Below are 22931 nucleotides of genomic sequence, written 5' to 3'. Positions count from 1 at the left end.
TGGTTTCGTTGCTGTGAGGGTTGGGGTGAGGCTCTCCCTCTTGTACAAACCAAACATTTTTCGTATCTTTAAGAGTACGAAACAAACGGCCCCGATTACTTGAAAAGTGTAATCGGGGCCGTTTGCATGAAGGGAAAAGCAGGGCTAAAAACCGAACGTTTGGTATGTAGTTATTTGAATACTAATAATTTAATACTTTTTAAGCATTTAAAAACCCATCAAAAATTTGTTAAAAAGTGTTAAAATTGGTGGTTATGGATGAATTTTAGAGAGTTTTTGAAGCATTTTTATCCGTTTTTTGAGCCGAAAAGTGTTAAAATTAAGGTTTAAAAAGTTTTAGGCTGTTTGAATTTCATAATCAAGCCGGCGAAGCAACCCACAAAGCCCGATAAAAGAATTTAGGACAAACAAATCGCCGCTTCCAAACTTTCCGGCTTAAATAAATTATCTTTGCAGCTTATTTACATTGCCGCATATTTCATGTCACAACTCAACAAATACAAACGCTTCACTATAACATCTGCCTTGCCGTATGCTAATGGCCCGCTGCATATTGGTCACCTGGCCGGGGCATACATCCCGGGGGATATTTTTGTACGCTATCTGAGGCTCAAAAAAAAGGATGTAGTATACGTTTGCGGGTCTGATGAGCATGGCGCTGCCATTACCATTAAGGCTAAAAAAGAAGGCACTACGCCACAGGCTATTATAGATAAATACCACGAGCAGATAAAAGATAGCTTTGAGCAGTTTGGGATAGCTTTTGATATTTATCACCGTACTTCATCGCCTATACATCATGAGCTGTCGCAGGAGTTTTTCCTGAACCTGTATGAAAAGGATGAGTTTATTGAAAAAGTAAGCGAGCAGTACTACGACGAAGATTTTGACCAGTTTTTGGCCGACAGATATATCATTGGTACCTGCCCTAATTGCCATAATGAAAATGCCTACGGCGATCAGTGCGAAAAATGCGGGACTTCGCTAAGTCCGACAGATTTGATCAATCCAGTATCAACCCTAAGTGGCAAACCACCGGTTTTAAAGCCAACCAAGCACTGGTACCTGCCATTGGATAAATATCAGCCCTGGCTGGAGCAATGGATAGATACCAAAGAGGGCAGCTGGAAGGTAAACGTATTTGGACAATGTAAATCATGGCTTAAACAGGGCCTGCAACCACGCTCCATGACCCGCGACCTGGATTGGGGTATCGATGTGCCGCTGGCCGATGCCAAAGGCAAAAAATTATACGTTTGGATGGATGCGCCTATTGGTTATATATCGGCCACCAAACAATGGGCTATTGACCATAATAAAGACTGGAAGTTATACTGGAAAAAACAAGCCGACGAGCAGGACAATGCCTGCCTGATCCATTTTATTGGCAAGGATAATATCGTATTCCATTGTATTACTTTCCCCTCCATATTGCATGCACATGGCGAATATATTTTACCACAGAATGTGCCTGCCAACGAGTTCCTGAACCTGGAAGGGGATAAGCTCTCCACCTCACGCAACCACGCTGTTTGGCTGCACGAATACCTGGAAGAGTTACCCAACAAACAGGACGAGCTGCGTTATGTGCTTACCTCGATATTACCCGAAACCAGCGACAGCGAATTTACCTGGAAAGATTACCAGGCCCGCATCAATAACGAACTGGTAGCCATATTAGGCAACTTTGTAAACAGGGTGATGATCCTGATGCACAAGTTTTACGAAGGCAAGGTTGAAGCAGAGACCGATCGCATCGAGCTAACCGACACAGCCCTGAATGCGGAGTTAGGTGGATACTATGATGAGATAGAAAAGAACCTGGAGGCTTACCGCTATCGTCAGGCTTTGCAGGCTGTGATGGATGTGGCACGCCTGGGTAATCGTTACCTGACCGAAAAAGAGCCCTGGAAAGCCATTAAAACAGATCCTGAAGGAGCTAAGCAGGCCTTGCACAACTGCCTGTTGTTGATAGGACATCTGGCAACCTGCGCGCAACCATTTTTGCCGGCTACCGCTAAAAAAATCATCGGCATGCTGAACTGGCCAAATGAGGTTATTCCTTATGATCAGGAGATCTATTTTAACAATGGGCACCAGCTAAACCCACCTTCCTTGTTATTTGAAAAAATTGAGGATGAGGTGATTGAGCGTCAGTTACAAAAATTGCAGGCTAAAAAAGAAGCTGCTGCACCAAAATCGGCCGATGTACAGCCCGCGAAAGAAAACATCAATTACGAAACATTTACCACGATGGATATCCGCACGGGTACCATTTTAACGGCCGAAAAGATAGCCAAAACCAAAAAACTGCTTAAATTGACCATCGATACCGGTATTGACGAGCGAACCATCGTATCAGGCATAGCAGAATATTATGAACCAGAAGCCATTGTGGGCCAAAAGGTGAGTGTGCTGGTAAACCTGGAACCCCGCGAAATCAAAGGGATACTGTCGCAAGGCATGATCCTGATGGCCGAAGACAGTACAGGCAAGCTAAGCTTTGTAGCCCCGGCTGATGAATTCCATAACGGATCGGTTATCAGGTAATTAGATGTGCGGATATGCAGATTAACTCCGTTGGGGGCTGCGCGGTTTCAGATGTGCGGATGCATAGATAAGGTAGTAACAAATTTGCATATGAGGGTGTGATTTTTCGCTGATAATTTGCACCTTTGCAAACTGTTTGCGGATGTACATCCTGCAAATCCATAAAGGTCCCGTAGTTCAACGGATAGAATAGGAGTTTCCTAAACTCTAGATATGAGTTCGATTCTCGTCGGGACCACTAAGAAGCCAGTAATTATGAGGAATTACTGGCTTTTTTGCGTTAAGGGGGAAACTATAGGGGAAATTTATTTGAATGGATTTGAAGCTGTTTGAACTCAAATGACCTCTTTTGATATTCCTGATTGAACGTTATTTGAGTGATTATAATTAAGGAAATTATATTGAGCTAAGACAGTAAATTCGTTGGTATATTTCCCCTATAGTTTCCCCCTTCAAATAAAAAAAGAACGGAAATCTTGCTCTATTTTGAAATTTACCATTTTCGTTCGATTCCTAATACGAATAGATCTCACTTAAAATCAAAATAAATCGTTTTTCCTAGATTTTTGAGTTTCTATCAAAACAACATCTACTATAAAAGGTATAAACGCCTCTTCTGTATATAAAAAGGATAAAAATATTTAGTATTATTGATTGAAGACACTTAAGTAATGAAAGGAATATCTTCAAGTATGTTTATACCCCAAACAAAAAAAACAAATTTTTTCGTTTTTATAGTATTGCTATTCTATTTGTTTGTGGCTTTCAAAAGTTCTGGTTACATCCAGCCAGATGAACACTATCAAATTATTGAATTTGCAAATTATAAACTTGGCTTACTGCCAGTTGACAGACTGGCCTGGGAATTTAGATCAGAAATACGATCTGGATTACAGCCAATGATCTGTTACGTGTTGTTTAAGTTGTTTGGGTATTTAAAAGTAACTGATGGTTATGACCTCGCGTTTTTACTTCGAGCTGTTACTGCTATATTTTCAGTAATTGTAATAAGGCAGTTTATTGAGGCTTATAGGCCATGTGTTGCCAAATCTTTACAGGTATACTTTATCTTTTTGTCTTACCTGTTATGGTTTTTACCTTATATAAATATTCGTTTTTCGTCCGAGACTTGGTCAGGACTATTCTTAATGCTGACTTTAACAGCCATACAAAAATATCGTTATCAGGAATACAAGAAATCATATTTCATTATTGGCTTACTTCTTGGTATTTCAATAATTTTCAGATACCAATCCGCTCTTTTTGTTATAGGCATTCTCTTTTGGTTTGTTTTTGTCAAAAAGATCAAAATTCAGAACTTCTTAACAATCCTGCTTGCCGTTTTATTGGTAATGGCTACAGGGCTGGTTATAGACTATTGGCTGTATGGTAAATTCACATTTTCTATTTATAATTATTTTTATGTAAATTTAATTCAGGGTGTCTCTAATAAGTTCGGAACCTCTCCATTTTATCAATATGCTCTTTACATTCTAAATGCTCCTAGCATCTTGTTCGGTATATTAATTATTATTGCCTTTTTTACACTTTTGTATTACGATGCTAAAAACTTGCTATTTTGGGTTATTATACCATTTATAATTATTCATTCAATAATTCCCCACAAGGAGTTAAGATTTTTATTCCCCTTAGTTAATCTCTCCCCCTTATTATTAATCTTGTCCTACCAAAAACTTTATAAAAATATAATCCGGATAAAACTCAAGCCGACTCATGAAAAATATGTAATCGGCTTTATCTGGAGCTTGTTCTTCGTTATTAACATTGTCGGTCTTTTCGCAATAGCATCTACAGGTGCTGGATTAAACGAAACGGTAGTTACTGAATATATTCACAGAAATTATAAAGAGGATAAGACTAATCTAATAATGAATGGAGGTATTAACCCATATGTTGATTGGGTAATACCCAAAAATTCCTACTATAGTAGTTCGGGGCTACACATCGACCGGATAACTACTATTTGGCAATCCGACCTTTTAGAACATAAAAAGCGGCAATACAAAAATCTCTTAATAATTTATAAAAACGATATTACAGGCCCCCAGTCGCTTAGATTTATGAAAAGTATAGGTCTGATAAAAGTTTATCAAAACATCCCTGAGTTGACTACAATGATTTATAATTTCTATAAACCTTCGCTAAATAATTCACAGATCTTTGTTTATGAGTTTAAATAGTTAGTGCTCTAAATAGTAAATATATCCATTCCTATAATTGACATAATCATAATCAACAGATATTTTGTTATTTATATCTTCCTTCCAAGACCGGTTCAATTTATAAAATTCAATAGGCAAAACCAGAAAATATGAATTATCATTAAGATAATTAATATAACCAACCCTGTTATTTCGAAGGAAATGTAGCAAAGGCTCTTTGGGTAAAAAATGGGCGGAAGTTTCAATCTGACCATTCCCTATTCTGAAGTTAACTGCTCGTATCTGCGTTTCTTTGCTTGTAAAAACCTCTAATTGAATAGTATTCATTAGACCAAAAGATAAAACCAGCGTGATGATTAACGGGATTGCCCCTTTAACATTAACACTCAACTTAAACGCCATATAAATACCAACAAGAGCATAAATCACGAGATAATACCTGAAAGATGTTTTTACTGTGTACAGATTGATTACGCCTAAATACGTAATTATCAAAAATGCATATAGTGAAGATCCACTATTCTGAAAATCTTGCCATAGATATTTAAAAAGATAAAAGATAAATACGACTGCACATGCAATAAACAAAGCACGGAAAAGGAAGGAGCTTTCGTACGAATAGTTTTGGAGAAAAATTTTATATCCTGTTAGAACTTCAAAAAAAGCTTTTCCATGGAATATAAAAAAAAGCAATATGGAGGTCAGGAGTAAAACTTTGATTGAAAATTGAAAGTAGTTAGGTGGCGGAAGTTTTAAAGAAATATCAGAAAGCTTGTTTAATAGCCAATACTCAGCAATTAGCACTCCACCAACGACAAATGGGATAAAACGAATGAATAATAAGATTGGGAATTGGAAAAACTTCATCAAAAAAAATAATGTAATTATATTTCCAATACTGATACCAAACACAATTATCAGGTTTTTAACACTAGAATCACCTCCGTATAAGGTCCATAAACATAACCCAATAAAAATGGATATAGGAACAGCCGAAAAAATAATATGATTATAAGTGCCCAAGATATTAGTAAGTAACAGGATGAATACCCAAAATCTTCTATGAGGACTGTTTTTATAAATATTGATTGCTGAAACAAGCAACAATGAGAGAAAAAATAACGTGAATGTATTGACCTCCCAGGCTACCCTCGGCGATGTTAAGTAAAGTGCAGATTGACTAAAAATTGCTAAAAAAGCTAAAGCACTGTAATAATGCTTATGGCGTAACAAGGTGCTGCATATAATGATTAATCCCAAAAGGTTAAATAAAGCGCCGCCTATCCTGAGATAAAATACTTTCATGGGAAAAAAACTAAAGACGGCTTGGGTCAAGCTTGCCTGTAAAATTCCTGAATAATGATTCATTCCGGTGATTTGGTCGAAGGAATGTTTGATAAAGTGATCCGCTTTTAATCCTGACCATGCCTCATCACCATGTAAACCGGGTAATATATCTAACTTATAAGTCCAGGAACACCAAAAAAACAATATAAAAACACCGATCAAGAGAAGTACAAAAGTCTTTTTTCGATTGTGAAGGATATATCCCAAATTGAACATTGATATTAGATTTGGTATTAAATAATAAATTTATTTGTACTAATATCGAAAAAAACTAACTTCATATTATAAACCTTTCACCGTTAATGGCTTACTCTTCTAAAGTTTTTGAGTTATACACAAAGCATTTTAACTGGTTTCATTTACTGGTTATCACCATCCTTTTAATGGCGATATTTTGGCCGGTTCATAACTTCAGCTTTGTTATAGGATGGGATGATCAAACTTTCGTAACCAATCATTATACTGAAGATGGACTAGCCAGAAAAAACCTATATGCTATAATAACAGAATTCTATCATGGCCAATATGCTCCGGTAAATCAATTATATTATTCCTTAATCTTTGAAAATTTTGATTATAATCCAATGTATTACCACATTGGTGGGTTTGTTATACATTTAATAAACGCCGCACTTGTTTACAAATTTGTTGGTAAAATCAGTACGGCCTTGTTTTCATATACTGCAATAAAAAATGCACAAGTTGCGTTTTTTACAACTATTTTTTTTGCATGTGCACCGGTAAATCTGGAGCCTGTTGCATGGGTTTCTGCATCAAAAGTACTCTTGTATGCTATGTTTTATCTGATGTCGTTGATCAGCTACATTAAATATATCAATACGAAGAAAAATATTTACTTCTATCTGGTTATTATTGGTTTTATAATATCCTTTGGAGCAAAAGAACAGGCTGTGACTATGCCGGTATGTATGCTGCTAATTGATTTTGTGTACAAACGGGATTTCAAGGAAGGCATTGTGTGGTATGAAAAGCTGCCCTTTGTGGTATTATCCTTACTTTTCGCATTGGCTAGTTTGCAATCACAAGGTATGGTTGTATTTGGAGGCGGAAAATTTTATCCAATTACCGACAGAATGTTTTTATTTTTTTACACTATTTCTGAATATTTTACCAAAATATTTATCCCGGTAAATTTATCATATGTCTATCCATATCCTTTTCAAATAGGAGAAAAACCACCTATGTGGCTTTGGGCATATCCGTTTTTCATCCCTGTGGCATTGTTTTGTTTGAAACGCTTTCTATTAAGAAAATGGATATTTTTTGGTACTTTATTTTTTTTGATACACATACTAGTCGTAAGCAATCTATTTTCTCTGGCAAGATATTCGGCTATAGCCGATAGGTATGCTTATCTGTCGTCCATTGGCATTTATTTTATATTAGCATCTATAATTGTTAAAGCTAATTCGATATTATCCTTTAGGAGCTATGTTTTGGGAATGTCGGTTATTTATACCTGTTTTTTTGCTTTCTACACTCATAATCATTCATTCGTATGGGAAAATTCGATTACATTAAAAAGGAAAATCAAAACAGTAATGGAGCATAGAAGCGATTGCAAAAACCCTTAAAAATAAAACAAATCAAAAAAAATGAGCAAATATTTAAACAAGGAACGGATAGGAATAATCTTATTGTCGATTGTTATCATTACTAATTTAATAGTTGCAGTTCGATTTTATAATTTAGCCTCAATGCGATTAAATGATTTCTTTTTAGGGCAGGGGCAAAACAACGAATTGTTTAATCCTAATATTAGATATTAATTTTTTTAATATTTGTACTTAATAAAATAAACTATAACTTAGTCATAACCAATAGCCTGCATCTTATGAAATTTTATTACTCCTGCTACTCATTATGTCGATAATGGCATTCTCAGAACAATAACACCTGCATATCCTGTAATTTATTAAAAATTTAACGCAATCTTAGATGAAAAAGCGAACCTTATCCTTTATCACCGTTCTTTTCACCTTATGTTTATTGATTTTTGCTTGTCGAAAAGAGATCAATAATTTAGTAGTAAATGACCACCCTAACGTTTCAGCAGATCTTTTAGAATCTGCAAAGATTTGGAATGACAAAATAGTTGCCCAAAGTGCAGCTATTAACCAAAAGACCGAAAATTTTGTTACCCTAAAGCCTCAATGGAAGGATTCCTGGACAATTGATTCTAAGCCCGGCACTAAATTTATCGCTGTGCCGACGATTGAAGATCATGTGAGCAACAGATCAATAAATATAAGACGATTATATGTATTTGAAGCTAATAATAACCAGATCACCGATGGCAAAATTATAGAATTTGTTGGTTTTAATTACCCCGTCGACCATGAACTAGATAATCTGATTAAAAACTTCCATAGCAACATCATTGTAGGTTTCAATGGAGCGATTATACAGTGTGATTTAAACTTCAGATGGACTGAAGGAGCGGTATACGAAAACGGAAACATTAAACAGAATAATATAACCATTGCAAAATCAACCCACAGCAAGGATATCTATCTAAGTAAATATAGCTTAGATGCGAATGGAATTGCAGTATATCAAGAAATCACTTATTTATATACCCCGGATGGAAGACTAAGAGTTCAGGATGCCAGTGGTAGCGGCCTTGCAAGCGGCAGTGGCTTTGGTGGCACGCTTTCTGAGGTAGTTATCTCAGGAACTCCGACAGGCGGTAATCCGGGCGGCGGCGGTGGATTTCCACCCAATCCTCCTACAAACCCTCCACCGGGTGGTAGTACAGGAGGGGGATCAACTGGTAGTCCTTCTGGGAATAGTAGCTATAATAGTGAAGATGGGATCGGGCAATTAAACGGTCAACGAGACCCTGATTTTCCTTCGAATTGCGAATCTTGGGGATATGTTCCTACGGTTCTCGGAGATTATCAAGTTTGTGGCGTAACGGACTTGAGATTTGATTTCATTACGGAATGGCAAGCTAATAATACGCTTCATGTCGATTATTACCGAGGTACTTTTTCAAAAGTTCTTTATTTTGAATTCCCCAGAATACGTGCTAATGGAGAAGTTATTTCAGCAGGTAAAGCCGCTCAGTTGACGGCACGTGCAAAAGATGCTGCGGAAGAAATTCTTGAAAGTCAGGTAGAATCATCACGCCCTCCTTCAACTAATACTGAAAGTCAAGCGATGTTAACCCGATACTATAACCTTTTGAAAAACGAAATCCAAGCATACGGAGGAAGAGTTTCATATAACAATAATTATGGAACGGTATCAGTAAGATCTTATACTAAGTCGCTCTCCGGGGGAAGTTGTAATTAAATATGCTGGAAGATACCGAATTTATAAGTGCAGTAAAAAGCAATGATTTAATCAATTCCGTTATCGTGAATAATGGTTTTTCACAAATCAACATTCATCAATTTACTTATGAAGAAATTTGGGATGATCATTATAAATTCAAAAAATTTCCGATTGGGCCATGGCTATTTGATTATCTTGAGATTGCGTTCAGGAATGAGAATATTTGGATCACATTGGTTCTGAATGACCCCGTTTTTGTTGACAGTCTGCCTCTTATTTTAGGTGAAGGGCTAACCATTGAAACAGAATCACATCTAATAAACAATAAAAAAATCAGTGAAACTCGCACCAAAGTTGGTAAAGTTAACATAGCGGGGAAAATCGCACGTGTTTCATACTTAATATCCGATTTATATGGTGCTGCTATTAAAATTAACATAATCAATAATTAACTTAATATGAAGAAATTTCTTGTATTTATTTTTTGCCTCTTATTGATCTCAGTACTTCCGTTGCTGTGGAATCAATTCTCTTTCAATGAAGTAGGCTTTCCATTTCTTTATCTTCAAAGAACTAATTTTGAATCAGGAAATGGAGTAGGAACAAAGTTCTCTTTTCTATTTGTAAATCTTTTTCTTGATTTGATCATTACTTTTATTTTGTATTGGCTGTTGATTTACATTAGGAAATACTTCAAAGAAAGGCAACACTTGTGAACTTTTATATTCTTTTTAAGGATAAGAATACCGGTCATCCTATGACGCGATAACGGCTTTGGGGATTATATTAATCATTTTTCACAACAAATCAGGGTAAGTTATTTACTTGATTTGTTGTGTTATGCCAAATCCAGAACTTGAAAATTGTTCCTATTAAAACGTGAGTAGAAGTTTTGCTTATTACCAGCAATTATCCCCATCAGATGCTCATTCTTATGAGAAATTTTATAGTATGCTTATTTCTTTTAGCTTGTACTACCCAATCAAAGGCGCAAGTATTCGATGATGTTAGTATAAATTTCAGGAACAATCAATTACACTTAGGCCAATCGATTGATAGTTTATTAAAACATGATTTGAACATAAAAAAAACGAATGGTTCAGATGATTTTGATCCATTTACAGTTACATACCAACTTACGATTAATAATAAACAACTTTATGAAAAGAATCTAATTATAGAAAAGGTTGGCTTTACTGTAGATGACTTCAAATTGATTGATTGTATTTTCTTTTCTTTAAAATACACTCCGGTTTTATTAAATTTCTTAAAGGACAAGTATGGAATATTTGATAACGCGAGCTATTTCGGAATTAAACAAGGTATTGAACCAGTAGATCCAAGCGCCTATAATTGGGTTAAGGAAAAATTCATTGTCACACTTTATATTAACAAAAGTATATCACAAAAGCAAAGCGATAATGCTTTCATAATTTTTAAAAGGACGGAGTTCATAAAACAACAATAGGTTATTTATAGCATTGGCCAAAAATTGAGTAGTTACACAGAACTATAGGTGAATCATATATGAAAGATCTCCCTTATTTTTTCTTATTGATGAAAAAGAATGTCATTTTTTGGACGATCATAACAACTAGTTCCTTTTCAAAAATTGATTTCAGAAATACAAATACTGAATATACGTTTTCAGCATCTGGTATTTTAATATTAAAAAATTATTCATTGAGTAAAGATGACGTATTCAAGCAAGTATGGGTAATGACGGGTAAAATTGGTACAATGTTTACATTTGAAACGCCGTACTTCAAGTACCAAAATAATATGCATTATTATTTTAATGCTGATTCTTTAATGGGCCGATTTGAAGGCTATAGGGAAATTTATTTGAGCGAAATTGACACTATTTGAATTCAGATGACCTCTTTTGATATACCTAATTGAACGTCATTTGAATGATTATAGGTAGGGGAATTATATTGAGTTAAGACAGTAAAGTCGTTGGTATATTGACGAAAGTTTCCCCTATAGTTTCCCCCTTCAAATAAAAAAACACGAAAACTTTGTTCTTTTTTGAAATTTACCACTTTCGTTCGATTCCTAACCAGAATCGAATTCTATAAAATGGATATGTAGAAAATTTGATTATAACAAACCAGCTCGATGGGTTTACAGCTATAATTTAATATCGAAGACGTTTAGATATTAATTTTTTATAAATAAGTTGGATTTTACTTATCGCTTCTAAACTAAGTCCTAGTGATTCACCCAAAATGAATTGATCATTTATTGTAAGAACATCAAGAATCGTATTCTTCCTTTCAAATGAAGAAGAGAAATTGTTAAAACCTTCTACCGAGATATTAACATAGGGTAAAGGAAGGTTTTGGAATTCTTTTGGGATCAGCTCTAGCACCCCACCACCATAATACCTGCCTTCTAATTCCGCAAATAATAAAGTGAATGAGTTATAGAAAGAGTATACAAGATTATTGATGGCAAAGCCATCTCTCATTTGTATTTTATATGCCGAATCTGTAACAAGTACATTAGCGTTGTTTTTAAGCAATTTTGGATAGTTATGCGACCTTTTAAAGAAGAAACCTTCTGGTATGTTCGAGATGTTAGGGATATGGTACCAAGTCTTTCTCTTTGTGCATTTATATCTTAATGGAATTTCCAGCTCTTCACCAATTTTAAGGTAATCTTGTATTTTATCGGTGAGATAACCCGAATTGTTATCATTAAATACCAATACTTTTGTAGGTCTACCTTGTTGTTGTAAATGTTCAAAATCATCTTCGTTAAATACAACGCTACCATTGACAAAAAGACCTTTTTGAATGATCGGATGAGTATAATTATTTAAATGATACTGGTCTTCGGTTTGATTATTTATAATGAAGAAATTATTTGCTGCGGTAACGATTCCTGGTTTGGACTCACAATAATAATCGATTTCATGTAATGTCGATGCTATGTTATATAAAAAGTCGAGATCTTTTGAGTCCAACATGTGATGTGACCATTTTGTATTATTAGTGTTTAGAGCCTGATTCTTAACCATCTTAAACTTATTACTTAAAAGATCATTAATGTCACTTATGTGAGTATAATATTGACCAGGATTTATATGTTGTTTATAGCCGATAAGCAATATGGTATCCTGTCCTTTACAATCAAATAACAGCTCGTTAAAGGTAAATATTTCAACTCTGATAAATACGTTACTTACAAAGGAGCGTAACTCGTTAGCGAATGAAACTTGAAGCATTTCTGCAGGTAAAATGAAAGATAAAATTCCATCATCACTGAGTAGCTGACAGCACCTAATTAAAAAAGCAGACCAAATATTCTTAATGGAATTTGTAGATAACCCTGCGCTGACATGAATGTCTCCGCAAAAATCAACTTGTTTTTTTGTTAGTAGTTTTTTAGAGATATAAGGCGGATTTCCAACAATTAACTGATATTCAGCAGTTAATTGTTTTTGAGTCTCTAAAAAATCGGTACATATGAATTCATATGTAGTGTTTTTCTTAGGTTTTTTAGCAGATGCTTTTTTGGCTTTTAGTAATTCAGGTTCAATAAAGTCAATACCCGTAAATTTAATGCTTTTGTCTTTTGTAGAAAGTTTAGATTCATTGAATGCCTTAACAAAAGCACCATCACCTACGCTAGGTTCTAAAATGGATAGATTGGTTTTATTTCGAAGATCTTTTGCTAAGTAGTTTAATATAAAACCGGATATATGATCTGGAGTATAGTAAGAACCGGTTGTTTTTTTTGAACTCATTTCAGCAACAAAAATACAAGAAAACTATTGAACAGCTTTCAGATACTTCTTGTACGCCATATATTTAGTTGTAATAACGTAAAATAAGTTTTTGGCTTGTTCATCTCCTGTCTGATCTACCAGACCTTGGAGGATATCCATTTTTTCTTCTAAGGCCTCCAGCATCCATATAATACTATATCGTTTTAAATATAATTTTAGAGCTTTATACATATATTTTCCTGTATCAGATGTATTCATTGGATATATATGGCCTATCTGATCTCGGTAAAAATGTAAATTATAATCTGTATCGCAGGGGTCTAGGTATTCATTGAGATCGTCACTCTTAGCTCGATTAACGTAAGAACAGCTATAAACTAAATTAGAATATTTGGTAAGTAACTCTGGATATTTGACTTTGGGCTTAAAATGATCTATTTGAAATGTTCTTCTACCTCCAAACCAGAATTGATGACAGTTTGTGTAGCCACATCGTTCTTCAAAGTCCTTTTCTAAATGGTCTTTATAATGGTTGTAATCAGAATATTCTTTACCCTTATAGGTTCGAGTTGGGGCTGTTTTTCTGAATGGGAGCTGCATTACTGTTTGTTTTTTAAGTTATTTGCCAATTGATCCACTGCCTTTAATAATTCAGCTAGCTCGTTAGACTCTTTTTCATCTCTTAACGAGTTCGGAATTTGACTTTCCTTATCTAATGCTTTTTCAATTTTTGAATCCAACTCTTTTAATTCTTGCTTTTCAAACGCATCTAATTTCCTTTTTTGATTTTCCTGAAGTAATTCAATGATTCTGGCTTCATTTACTTCAAGTTGATGCTTATATTTTTCTATCTGACTCTTAACCCTATCTAAAAAGTTATTACCCTCATCAAGCTCCTTTTTTTCATAAACAATATTAACATCATCTCCTTTATTTATAGCATCGTCTTCAAATGAAGTCAAAATAAACACTGGAAATCCTTCTCTTTTTTTTAAAACAGCCCTAACAAGGTCTGTTCCATCAAAATGAATTTGGGCATTTTGCTCTGATAAATCAAAATCTGCGATTACTGCATCGATATTACTATCTATAATCAATTTAATAGTTTCCTTAATATCGGGTAGTGGGAGGATAGGTAAAACATTGAAATAGCTATAAGAGAATCTTTGAAATCTTCTGATATCAGATTCGGACTCGTCAATGTACGCCACTGTAAACTTCGTCATATTAGTGATTCGGTAAAGTTATTTTTACTTTAAAATGTGGTCGGCTAGTTAAGATCTCAATATCACCACTATATTCATCTATAGTTGATTTTACAATCCACATACCGAGTCCTGTTCCAATTTTTTCACCCGTTTTGTCATCTCGCTTTGTAGTGAAGAAAGGCTGAAATATCTGATTGGGGTCAGTAATTTCTTCCGATAGGCCAGGGCCAAAATCTTCGTAAACAGCACTAATACCCCTAATTGGGTCAAATGCAAAACTAATTTTTATTTCCCTTTTATCTCCAGCGTCCTGACGTTTGTATGCGTCCACTGAATTAGTAATTAAGTTATTAAAGATACCATCAAGGTCAATTTCATGGCCATTAAAATTTACTTCAAGGAAATTGCCCTTATCAATTATTAATGTTGTTTGCCTTCTCGATAATAGAGAATTCCATAGGCGTTCTAACTCACCGATATAGGTAACCATATTGATCATTCTTCTTGAACGTTTATCCTTTCTAACAGAAGAAATAGAAAATTCAAGCCAGCTCTTTAACCTTTCATCTTGTTTACGCATATCAGAAAGCATTAGATATGGGTCAAAAAAGTCAGGTAAAGATTCTAACTTTTTAATATCAATAACCTGAAGAAGTACGTCTTTCAATTCTTTTGTTCGAGGTAATATGCTATCTGTATGATTTCTGAATTCATGGGCAAAAGAAGTTACAATCAGTCCTGCACTTGCAAGCACACGCAGTATTTTTTGCTCATCTTGTAATTCCTCTATGTCCTCCTTGTAACCCTCTATGGCAGTTATTAGAGTTTCCTTTTCAGTTTTTTGTTCCTCTTCTGATTTTGTTTCTTTTTTACCCTGTTTGGCCTTCTTTTCGCTGATTATCCGATCTGCCTCAAGCTGAGCTTTCCGTTTCTTGTTATTTTCATCATAGATTTTTTTTAACGACATCATAATTTGATTTCTGTCGTTCTCAAATATTTCTATAATTGATTTGATAACTTCTTTAAATAGGGTAAATGCGTCATTTTCCTGTAGCCCTTCCCGGCTGGATTTATCTTCAAAATTAATATTGCCAATCCTTGATATATTAACCAAACCATAGGTTTGCTGTGGTCTGACATGATAACCCGGTCGTGTTACTGTTGGGTTACTTAACGCCCTTTTTCCAAGATCAAGCCAATCGAATGAGCTACTTTTAACTTCTCCATAAGGACGTACTCTGAAATTGTCTCTGAATATTTTTATTCCGCCAAATTTATCAAGCCATTGAGTACGAGCACTGTAATTGACGGTCTTGTAGGGGTATTTTCCAACATCCTCATCCTTCTCTTGGCCTCCACCTCTTTTCATGAAATAAAATGAAAACGTAAAGGCTCCGATTTTAGAAAGATTGTCATTTATATCAATATCTTTAAATCCGGCAACTAACTTCGCAAGCGTTGTGTCGATTTTAAAAGAGCCTGAACTAAACTTATCCTCTTTGTATTGTTCTTGGGTCAGCTTTGATTTTTCAAAAAAGCCTGTTCTTTTAAGTTCCGTTAGATTAAGTTCATTTCTAGTAACCGTGATTTCTGCGGATTGATCATCCTTTATAGTTGCCTCAATCTTATAATCAAAATCATCGCAAATAGTTGGCAATACCTGTCCAAATTTTCCAGGTTCGAGGGTACTGTATAAGTAAATCTGAAATATATTGGTTTCTAAAGGAGGGACTAGTATTTCTAAATTTGAATATAGAGATTGGGTTGCTTTTTCATCCCAGTTATCTTTCAATCCATCAATTAGTATTAACACCCCTTTTTCCTCTATCCAATGATCAATAAAAGTCCCTTTTGCAACAGTATTATTTTCAATATTATTTAATTCATCCAAAAATGAAATTGTACCTATTTGTATCGTAGCCCTCACATCAGATATAATAGCACCCTTCTGATCAAATTGATCCCAGTCAACATCCCATAATACGCATTCAGATTCTAAGGTTTTCGTAATCATTGTACTTGATTTACCCAGACGGTCTAATGCAAATCTACCAATACCCTTTGCACCTGTTTTTATCCTTGATTTGGTTTTGAAGTTTACTTTTTTGTCATCTGTTCCAATCGTCATCCAACTATCACGGATAATTTTATCGGTCATCCCATCTCCATTATCTAAAATTCCGATCCTGTCATTAATTGGGTCAATAATAATTACACATACCGAAGCTTCAGCATCATAGCTGTTCTTTACAAGCTCAATGATGGCGCCTTCTGCATTTGCAAAGTTTTCTTGGCCAATTAGTCTTGCAGTTCTTGCTGATACAGTAAAGGGAACTAGTTTTTTTTCCAGTACTTCAATTTCATCTTTTAAAGAAGAAACATTCGTTTCGTTTATGTTATCCTTTTCCAACTCGTGTTGTAAACGAATTCTTAATTCGGCTAACATGCCAGCAAAGTCTATTTTTTCAACCTGCATTAATTTGTGATAAAATACTTTATAATGTTAAATATAATAAGGATTTATTTATTCATTTGTCAAATTAAATTCCTTTAAAATGGTAACCCTAAACTAGCTTAAAATATCCGTATTCTTTAAAGGGGATTTTATAGGTTATTAATGAACTTCTGAGGTCTAATTATACAGTAATTTGTTTCTAGCTCTGGATTGTAATACTTAAACTATAATAAGACTGATCTAATATTAAGAGCTTAATTAATTAAAACAAATAAAAAAAGTGCTTTATGATTTTGAATTAGACCCAGGGTTATCCTTGAGCCGGGGGGGGGGGGAGCTTACGTATAGCCCTATACGTATACTATATTTATATATACTTCTTTCTAACGTTAAAGAAGCAAAACTTACAAAAGAGGCTCTCTGCGATCGCCTCGCTTCTTTTTTTATTTCAGAGTCTGAAAAGTAATGGAAAACTGGAATCAGGAAAAAAGAAAAATCAAACCTCAGAAAAGCGAAACCGGAAAATTTACGTACAAATTTTGCCCAGCGGTAATTTTAAAAAAAAGCAATTAGGGCTCGATTTAGCAACTAATTTATTTAGGCAGGTAATACCACCTTTGCCCAAGTCCAGTTAAGTCGCTCTATGCGGATATTTTACTGCTATAAACTGCTCTTAGTTATCCCTAGATAAAACGGTAGGCATCCCAGCATTTTTTTACGGAAAAATGAAATCAGAAAATCCAATTTTTTGTAAAAAGTAGGAAAATGGAGAAAATATAAAAATTATCATATTGATAATGAATTTGTTATGGAATTTTTGAAAAAAATAACGGGAATGGGATTGAAATCTTAGTTATGTGTTTATGAAGGGCAAAATAACCTTCGTAAACATAATGAAAACTCCAAAAAACAGTAACAAAGAATCGATTACAAATATCGGAAATTCTTCTGAACCTATGTCTAAAATAAGAAAACTTATCGAGCAACGTCGAGAATTAGGGATCGTGGTTAAACCAGATCCGGAAAGGTGGTCTGAGTTTGATGAATACAAAGAACCAGTTGAAGCATCAGAACCATCAATTGAAAAATATACCGCTCAGGGCTTTGAAAACAACTACAAGATTCACATAAAAAGGGGGAAGGCATTTTTATGCTCCTTATATGTGTTACATGATCTCACCCTATCTGATGCAGCCGTAAGACTTTTTTTTATGATCAGTAGTCTTGCTTATAATGAAGGATATTGCTGGGCCTCAAACCCGTATTTAGCCCAACTAATGGGTAAATCTGAATCATCAGTGAAATTGTATCTAAACGAGCTAAAAGAAAAGGGGATGATTGCGAATGAGGTATATAAGGAAAAGCATACCTGGCACCGACGTATCCATATTCAGTTTGCTGCATTAAGAAGGCGATATATGAAATTTGTTAAAAAAAAATAAATAATTGATAATCAATTGGTTAATTTAAAATATATTTTTTATTCTCAAATACCCGCTGGATATTAATCAAAAATATAAATACATTATGGAACTATCATATTCTGTGAAAGCGGTGATTCGTTTAGATAAAAAAAGGGCGGATGGAACATGCCCGATATACTTTTCTTTAAGGGTTGGTAAATCATTCACCAAAATTCCTTCTACAAAATTCATTCACCCCAATGACTGGGATGCTAAAAATAAAAAGCCTAAAACCTCTGGTAAAGACGGAAAGTTATTAGCTCAATTTCTAAACGACAAGATCAGTGGGTTTGATACAGCAATGCTTAAAATTCAAAACTTGAAAAAGCCTGTAACAATACTTGTGGCTGAATCATATTTTAAAGGCACTTCTAATGTAAATCTATTTGACTTTTGGGAAGCGCAGGTATCTCTGAGTACTGATTATTCGCCGAATACAGTTAAATCGTACAAGTCGGTTTTAACTATACTAAAGCAGTTTAATAAAAAATTAAGCTTTGGGGATTTATCTACGACGCTTATACGTCAGTTCGATCAATTTTTGGCAACAAAAAGAGGGAATTCTATTAACGGAAGGTTTGTAAAACACAAATGTTTTAGATCAATTCTTTACAAAGCAGTGGAATGTGGACATATCGAAAGAAATCCATATGAGGGGTTTGAAGTTAAACAGACCGAAGGTGTCCGAAAGTCCCTTACGTTGGAAGAAGTAAACTTATTAGCCAGAACGGTTATACCGGAGAATATGCCCAATCTTCAATCTGTAAGAGATCTGTTTTTGTTTAGCTGCTATACCGGTTTAAGATATTCAGATGTGATAAACCTAAGGGGGGAGAATATAAAAACAGATATGGACACACCGAGGCTTGACTTTATAGTAAAAAAGACTCAAAGGCCAGAAGTTTATCCGCTAAATGATGAGGCTTTAGATTTGATAAATAAATATATAAGGTTAGTTCCAGATAACGATGATAGGCTGGTTTTTCCTACCATAGCAAACCCAGTAATAAATCGTGGGTTAAAAGACGTAATGAAGCTGGTAGATATTAAAAAAACTATTTCTTTTCATTGTGGTCGCCACTCATTTGCCAGTAATCACCTCCAGTCAGGCACGATAGACATTCATGTAATGAAACTATTGGGACACAGGAATATTAAAGAAACACTCATCTATGCTAAACCATTGAGCAGCGATATAATTAATTCCGTGAAGAGGTTATCATTATTATACAAAACAAAAGAATTAGTATGAAAACAAACAGACTACATTTAATAAAACAAGAATTGATAAGCAACAATTTCAATAAGCACACGGCAACTATAAACTACCTGTCAATGTTATATGTAAATACAGATTTGATATTATTTATCTGTCGGATGTTGAATAACTGTAAGCCAAACGAAGATCGGGAACTGGTATTGATCAAGCTCAAAAAGTTGTTGATGCAAACCCCGAGACGGCCGGACCCTGAACAATACAGGGTTGACAGGGAGTTCTTTGATTCTATCAGGAAGGAACAAAAACTAAATGACCCAATTCGATTCATTGAAGCTGAACTAGACTTTATAAAAGCAACGAAGGCATATAGTCCCGAAGACAAAGACATGCTCAGTGAAGATGAAGTACTCAAGATGTTTGATATCAGTAGAACAACGTTAAATAGACGAATTGCTGAAGGGATGCCTTGTACAAAGGTCGGGGGTAAAAAGGCATTCAGCCGAAACCTAATATCAGCTTGGTTATTTGACGAAGAAGGCAAAGAACAGCATGTAAAAAAGCAAGTATTTGATTCGGTAAATAAACGAAAAAGGGGCAAGTAACAACCAGATCAAAGTTGTACAGCTCAACGGACATAGCTAAGCAAAATACAGTTGAGGTCCGAGATCGCTCGACAAGCTTTCAATACCGTTTTCCTGCCTAAAGAATGCCGTAGATAAAAGATAAATACTAAGGTGAGTAAGCTTGCACCTAAATTATTATCGCTCTTCTACGGCATTTATTAATTGATGAATTAGGTTTGATCAAAAGGTTCGGTATAAAAGATCAGCTTATGGTATCCCCCCAATTATATTATTTAAGATCTTGTACACGAGAAATTGTGATTTGATAATTTGTATTACCCATACTACCTCCCGGTGAGGTTTCACAACTTATTATATATTTTTCATTTTTATAATCAGTCCTAACCGCATTATTTAGTTTGTGACTATATGTGATTTTTTTCAACTCGGGATGGTACATTTCAATATCTTGGATCGTAAATTCATACATCTCTTTATTTATAGTTTCAATTTCTATCGTATGTTTTTGAGGAAAATAATTTAAAGAATCATCATTATCCCAGGTTATGTAAACGACACCAGTAAAAGCTTTAACATCCCAATCTAAGCTTGAATGCTGAGACATAAAGCCCTTTATTTCATCTATAGGAAATCGATCTCTTCTAATAAACTCAAGCAGTTCGGATAGGTTTAAATACTGTTTGGTACCATCAATAGGCTTTACTAAGGCATTTAAAGAATCAGCTTTTTTATTGGCATAATCATTTAGTGCCTTTTGCTCATCATCCAATTTCTTTTTAAGCGCTTTTTGATCTTGGTCACGTTGAATTTTATCATATTGAATTCTTAAATCTTTTATTGATGCTAGTGAGCTAAATCTGTTGATATAATAATCACTAATTGCGACAGACGCAGAGGCATCTTTGCTCAATAAATAAAGCATATCCTTAAAGTCTGCCTTTTTTGATCCATTTTTTTTATATGCGATATAGAAAAACCGATCTTGAACATTTTGGTTGGTGGACAATTGTTCGATCTTAGCCAAAACGTCTGTATGCCCAAGGTTTGGAAAAGCTAATTCCATATAGCCAAATGATATAACTTTTATTCCTGAAAAATAATAACGGTAATAATTAATCTCCATACCAAACGAGTTGAGCGAGGAGGTTGGTCTTTTCAACGATTGCTGGCAATATGAAGTATTAGCCAAGATCAAGAAAGTTAGAGTAAAAAGAAGGGATGATTTGAGATTTTTAGATGAAGTGTTCATTGGTTTAAGGCTTTGGATACGACAAAGCGTGGAACGTCACCATCTTCGCTACTGAGGGGGTCGAATCCCTAATGGACGAAGAATAGCAACGCCCACGCTTTACCGTGAGCGTTATTGCTAAACTTCCCATCCATTTTGAATTTTCGACCTTTCAGTAGTGGGATTGTTTTGCTTAACGCAATGCCTTATATATGATTGTGATTAATTATTTCATGCTCTAAAGTAGTAAACTGTTTTGAGGCGTTAAAATTTATTTAACTTCAGGGCTTATTGGGGCTTTACTTTTACAAGCCTTATATTAAAGATAATTGATGAAAAAAGAGAGGTTTAAAAGTTACAGCGAATTTTATGAAAATGCTGTAATACCGTATAAAAAAGCTAATGTCGAGCATCAACGCCTAAATGGACAATTGACAGGAGGAAGCATTCGAGTATTTGCATACTTTACTTATAAAGGAATAGTATGGAAAGTTGATGACGATACCTCTATTGATAAATTAGATATAGCATATAAAGAATATCAAACAGGAGATGATCCATTTGTTATTAAGCCAACTCAAAAAAATAAAAAAGACTGCCTTGTTATAAAAAGTCAACCAGCAAAGCCGAAACACTTTTATGTTTATTATGTAGGCCTTGAATCCTAACTTTCATATCAATAATATAGCGATCATCTACTTACTGACGGGGGAAACTATAGGGGAAATTTTAATGAATTTATTTGATTTTTAATGATCTTATTTGAATCAAAATGATTCATTTTTACACATTTATCAATTAAATATGCTAAAAAAGTTAGTCTCGTCGGGACCACTAAAAAAGTCAAAAGCCTTTGGATGGAAATTCGGGGGCTTTTTTTATTGTGGTTAATTTTTCAACTGTTTTTTGGTTGGAGGAGGAAATTTTACTTTACGTATATCGGGCATTGGAATAGGCCTGTGGGTTGTTGATTCGAAATTGAATGTGTCCCTTGTGGGCTTGGGTTTTATAGTTTTGTAGCTATTGATTATATAGTAAAACACACGCGCAATACTATCTGGTAAACTTACAGACTGTGCTTTAATATGTTTAATATTATTGCCGTAATGTATGAATATTTCCAGGCTTTCATCATCAACCGAATGTTCATATGAAGTATCCAATTTTTTATAATTTATTTCCTCAAGTTTAATATTTAAAGTATCCCAAAAGCCCGGACTAACCTTTGCAAAATAATATCCTTTAAGTTTTTCATTGTTTTTGGCGTCAGGAGGTGAAGGAAAATAAGTATCTCCCCCGAAATACTTATAGTCAAGAGAACTATCAATACTTATAGCGGTTAATTGGCAAGAGCCAAAGCACCCACCAGTTGCTATCTCAATTTTTTTGACTTCATTTTTTCTTCGGGCATGTCTGTCACATGATGATAAAAAAACTATGGTTAGCAAAAATATCAGATAGTATTTCATATGATTATTGGTTATAAGCTAAGTTAAGATATTTGCTATAAAATTCGTGTGAATAATCCTCCGCCCCCACAATATTAGCTCCGTCCATAATCGAACGAAGTTCATCAGTAAGAAATCTATTTGTTGAGATTTATTTTCTAACTTGCCTGCGTTCTTTACATATACCATCAACCGGAAAAAGCATTTCTT

General features: G+C 34.6%; 17 protein-coding genes and 1 tRNA gene. 11 read left to right on the top strand and 7 right to left on the bottom strand.

Features of this window, described 5'->3' with window-relative positions:
• Positions 1-480: 480 nt before the first annotated feature.
• The 3 genes from metG (at position 481) to G7092_RS28345 (ending at position 4751) form a co-directional block, all read left to right on the top strand.
• On the top strand, positions 481-2550 hold the full coding sequence (gene metG, locus G7092_RS28355; protein WP_166095278.1) for a methionine--tRNA ligase: 2070 nt from the start codon (positions 481-483) through the stop codon (positions 2548-2550).
• A gap of 166 nt (positions 2551-2716) precedes the next feature.
• Positions 2717-2788: transfer RNA gene (locus G7092_RS28350), tRNA-Arg, on the top strand.
• Positions 2789-3221: 433 nt separating this feature from the next.
• Complete coding sequence (locus G7092_RS28345; RefSeq protein WP_166095275.1) at positions 3222-4751, top strand: glycosyltransferase family protein; 1530 nt, start codon at positions 3222-3224, stop codon at positions 4749-4751.
• Here G7092_RS28345 and G7092_RS28340 read toward each other — a convergent pair whose 3' ends face one another.
• Positions 4752-6296 (bottom strand): hypothetical protein, encoded by a 1545-nt coding sequence (locus G7092_RS28340; RefSeq protein WP_166095272.1) that lies wholly within the window; start codon positions 6294-6296, stop codon positions 4752-4754.
• 86 nt (positions 6297-6382) lie between these two features.
• Here G7092_RS28340 and G7092_RS28335 point away from each other — a divergent pair, with 86 nt between their 5' ends.
• The 4 genes from G7092_RS28335 to G7092_RS28320 all read left to right on the top strand — a co-directional run bounded on the left by G7092_RS28335 (position 6383) and on the right by G7092_RS28320 (position 10848).
• Positions 6383-7675: a hypothetical protein gene (locus G7092_RS28335; protein ID WP_166095269.1), complete on the top strand. Its 1293-nt coding sequence runs from the start codon at positions 6383-6385 to the stop codon at positions 7673-7675.
• A gap of 364 nt (positions 7676-8039) precedes the next feature.
• Positions 8040-9398: a hypothetical protein gene (locus G7092_RS28330; RefSeq protein WP_166095267.1), complete on the top strand. Its 1359-nt coding sequence runs from the start codon at positions 8040-8042 to the stop codon at positions 9396-9398.
• 2 nt (positions 9399-9400) lie between these two features.
• The gene (locus tag G7092_RS28325; RefSeq protein ID WP_166095265.1) at positions 9401-9832 is read left to right on the top strand and encodes a hypothetical protein; all 432 of its coding nucleotides are present in this window, start codon (positions 9401-9403) and stop codon (positions 9830-9832) included.
• Positions 9833-10314: 482 nt separating this feature from the next.
• A complete protein-coding gene (locus G7092_RS28320) occupies positions 10315-10848 on the top strand; it encodes a hypothetical protein (protein WP_166095262.1) in 534 nt (177 codons plus the stop codon).
• A gap of 672 nt (positions 10849-11520) precedes the next feature.
• On the opposite strand, the gene G7092_RS28315 is transcribed toward G7092_RS28320, so the two are convergent.
• From G7092_RS28315 to G7092_RS28300, 4 genes are read right to left on the bottom strand one after another with little or no spacing between them, the layout of a single operon-like run.
• A complete protein-coding gene (locus tag G7092_RS28315; protein ID WP_166095260.1) occupies positions 11521-13134 on the bottom strand; it encodes an Eco57I restriction-modification methylase domain-containing protein in 1614 nt (537 codons plus the stop codon).
• A gap of 24 nt (positions 13135-13158) precedes the next feature.
• The gene (locus G7092_RS28310; protein ID WP_166095257.1) at positions 13159-13716 is read right to left on the bottom strand and encodes an HNH endonuclease family protein; all 558 of its coding nucleotides are present in this window, start codon (positions 13714-13716) and stop codon (positions 13159-13161) included.
• Positions 13716-14342: a hypothetical protein gene (locus G7092_RS28305; RefSeq protein ID WP_166095255.1), complete on the bottom strand. Its 627-nt coding sequence runs from the start codon at positions 14340-14342 to the stop codon at positions 13716-13718. The genes G7092_RS28310 and G7092_RS28305 overlap by 1 nt, the downstream gene beginning before the upstream one ends.
• A gap of 1 nt (position 14343) precedes the next feature.
• A complete protein-coding gene (locus tag G7092_RS28300; protein WP_166095252.1) occupies positions 14344-16800 on the bottom strand; it encodes a sensor histidine kinase in 2457 nt (818 codons plus the stop codon).
• A gap of 872 nt (positions 16801-17672) precedes the next feature.
• Between G7092_RS28300 and G7092_RS28295 the strand changes: the two genes are divergently transcribed.
• The 3 genes from G7092_RS28295 to G7092_RS28285 all read left to right on the top strand — a co-directional run bounded on the left by G7092_RS28295 (position 17673) and on the right by G7092_RS28285 (position 20063).
• Positions 17673-18221 carry a helix-turn-helix domain-containing protein gene (locus tag G7092_RS28295; RefSeq protein ID WP_166095250.1) on the top strand — a complete coding sequence of 183 codons (549 nt, stop codon included), beginning with the start codon at positions 17673-17675 and terminating at the stop codon, positions 18219-18221.
• 85 nt (positions 18222-18306) lie between these two features.
• Entirely contained in the window at positions 18307-19494 is a 1188-nt protein-coding gene (locus G7092_RS28290; protein ID WP_166095248.1) for a site-specific integrase, read from the top strand.
• Positions 19491-20063, top strand: a complete 573-nt coding sequence (locus G7092_RS28285; protein WP_166095246.1) for a helix-turn-helix transcriptional regulator — start codon at positions 19491-19493, stop codon at positions 20061-20063. Before G7092_RS28290 ends, G7092_RS28285 begins: the two co-directional genes overlap by 4 nt.
• A 250-nt stretch (positions 20064-20313) precedes the next feature.
• Here G7092_RS28285 and G7092_RS28280 read toward each other — a convergent pair whose 3' ends face one another.
• Positions 20314-21294, bottom strand: a complete 981-nt coding sequence (locus G7092_RS28280; RefSeq protein WP_166095245.1) for a hypothetical protein — start codon at positions 21292-21294, stop codon at positions 20314-20316.
• Between the two features lie 311 nt (positions 21295-21605).
• On the opposite strand from G7092_RS28280, the gene G7092_RS28275 reads away from it, so the two are divergent.
• Positions 21606-21941 carry a hypothetical protein gene (locus tag G7092_RS28275; RefSeq protein WP_166095243.1) on the top strand — a complete coding sequence of 112 codons (336 nt, stop codon included), beginning with the start codon at positions 21606-21608 and terminating at the stop codon, positions 21939-21941.
• 219 nt (positions 21942-22160) lie between these two features.
• Here the strand turns inward: G7092_RS28275 and G7092_RS28270 are convergent, their stop codons facing one another.
• Positions 22161-22742: a DUF6438 domain-containing protein gene (locus G7092_RS28270; RefSeq protein ID WP_166095241.1), complete on the bottom strand. Its 582-nt coding sequence runs from the start codon at positions 22740-22742 to the stop codon at positions 22161-22163.
• Between the last annotated feature and the right edge of the window lie 189 nt (positions 22743-22931).

This window comes from Mucilaginibacter inviolabilis (genome assembly GCF_011089895.1).
Taxonomy (GTDB): Bacteria; Bacteroidota; Bacteroidia; order Sphingobacteriales; family Sphingobacteriaceae; genus Mucilaginibacter; species Mucilaginibacter inviolabilis.
The sequence above is the reverse complement of the archived record's forward strand: the minus strand, read 5'-3'. Positions and strand labels throughout refer to the sequence as shown.

What these genes read in the sequence shown, in the direction of transcription:
- metG (WP_166095278.1), top strand. Translation starts at nt 481, where the DNA reads ATGTCACAACTCAACAAATACAAACGCTTCACTATAACATCTGCCTTG.
- G7092_RS28345 (WP_166095275.1), top strand. Translation starts at nt 3,222, where the DNA reads ATGAAAGGAATATCTTCAAGTATGTTTATACCCCAAACAAAAAAAACA.
- G7092_RS28340 (WP_166095272.1), bottom strand. Translation starts at nt 6,296, where the DNA reads ATGTTCAATTTGGGATATATCCTTCACAATCGAAAAAAGACTTTTGTA.
- G7092_RS28335 (WP_166095269.1), top strand. Translation starts at nt 6,383, where the DNA reads ATGGCTTACTCTTCTAAAGTTTTTGAGTTATACACAAAGCATTTTAAC.
- G7092_RS28330 (WP_166095267.1), top strand. Translation starts at nt 8,040, where the DNA reads ATGAAAAAGCGAACCTTATCCTTTATCACCGTTCTTTTCACCTTATGT.
- G7092_RS28325 (WP_166095265.1), top strand. Translation starts at nt 9,401, where the DNA reads ATGCTGGAAGATACCGAATTTATAAGTGCAGTAAAAAGCAATGATTTA.
- G7092_RS28320 (WP_166095262.1), top strand. Translation starts at nt 10,315, where the DNA reads ATGAGAAATTTTATAGTATGCTTATTTCTTTTAGCTTGTACTACCCAA.
- G7092_RS28315 (WP_166095260.1), bottom strand. Translation starts at nt 13,134, where the DNA reads ATGAGTTCAAAAAAAACAACCGGTTCTTACTATACTCCAGATCATATA.
- G7092_RS28310 (WP_166095257.1), bottom strand. Translation starts at nt 13,716, where the DNA reads ATGCAGCTCCCATTCAGAAAAACAGCCCCAACTCGAACCTATAAGGGT.
- G7092_RS28305 (WP_166095255.1), bottom strand. Translation starts at nt 14,342, where the DNA reads ATGACGAAGTTTACAGTGGCGTACATTGACGAGTCCGAATCTGATATC.
- G7092_RS28300 (WP_166095252.1), bottom strand. Translation starts at nt 16,800, where the DNA reads ATGCAGGTTGAAAAAATAGACTTTGCTGGCATGTTAGCCGAATTAAGA.
- G7092_RS28295 (WP_166095250.1), top strand. Translation starts at nt 17,673, where the DNA reads ATGAAAACTCCAAAAAACAGTAACAAAGAATCGATTACAAATATCGGA.
- G7092_RS28290 (WP_166095248.1), top strand. Translation starts at nt 18,307, where the DNA reads ATGGAACTATCATATTCTGTGAAAGCGGTGATTCGTTTAGATAAAAAA.
- G7092_RS28285 (WP_166095246.1), top strand. Translation starts at nt 19,491, where the DNA reads ATGAAAACAAACAGACTACATTTAATAAAACAAGAATTGATAAGCAAC.
- G7092_RS28280 (WP_166095245.1), bottom strand. Translation starts at nt 21,294, where the DNA reads ATGAACACTTCATCTAAAAATCTCAAATCATCCCTTCTTTTTACTCTA.
- G7092_RS28275 (WP_166095243.1), top strand. Translation starts at nt 21,606, where the DNA reads ATGAAAAAAGAGAGGTTTAAAAGTTACAGCGAATTTTATGAAAATGCT.
- G7092_RS28270 (WP_166095241.1), bottom strand. Translation starts at nt 22,742, where the DNA reads ATGAAATACTATCTGATATTTTTGCTAACCATAGTTTTTTTATCATCA.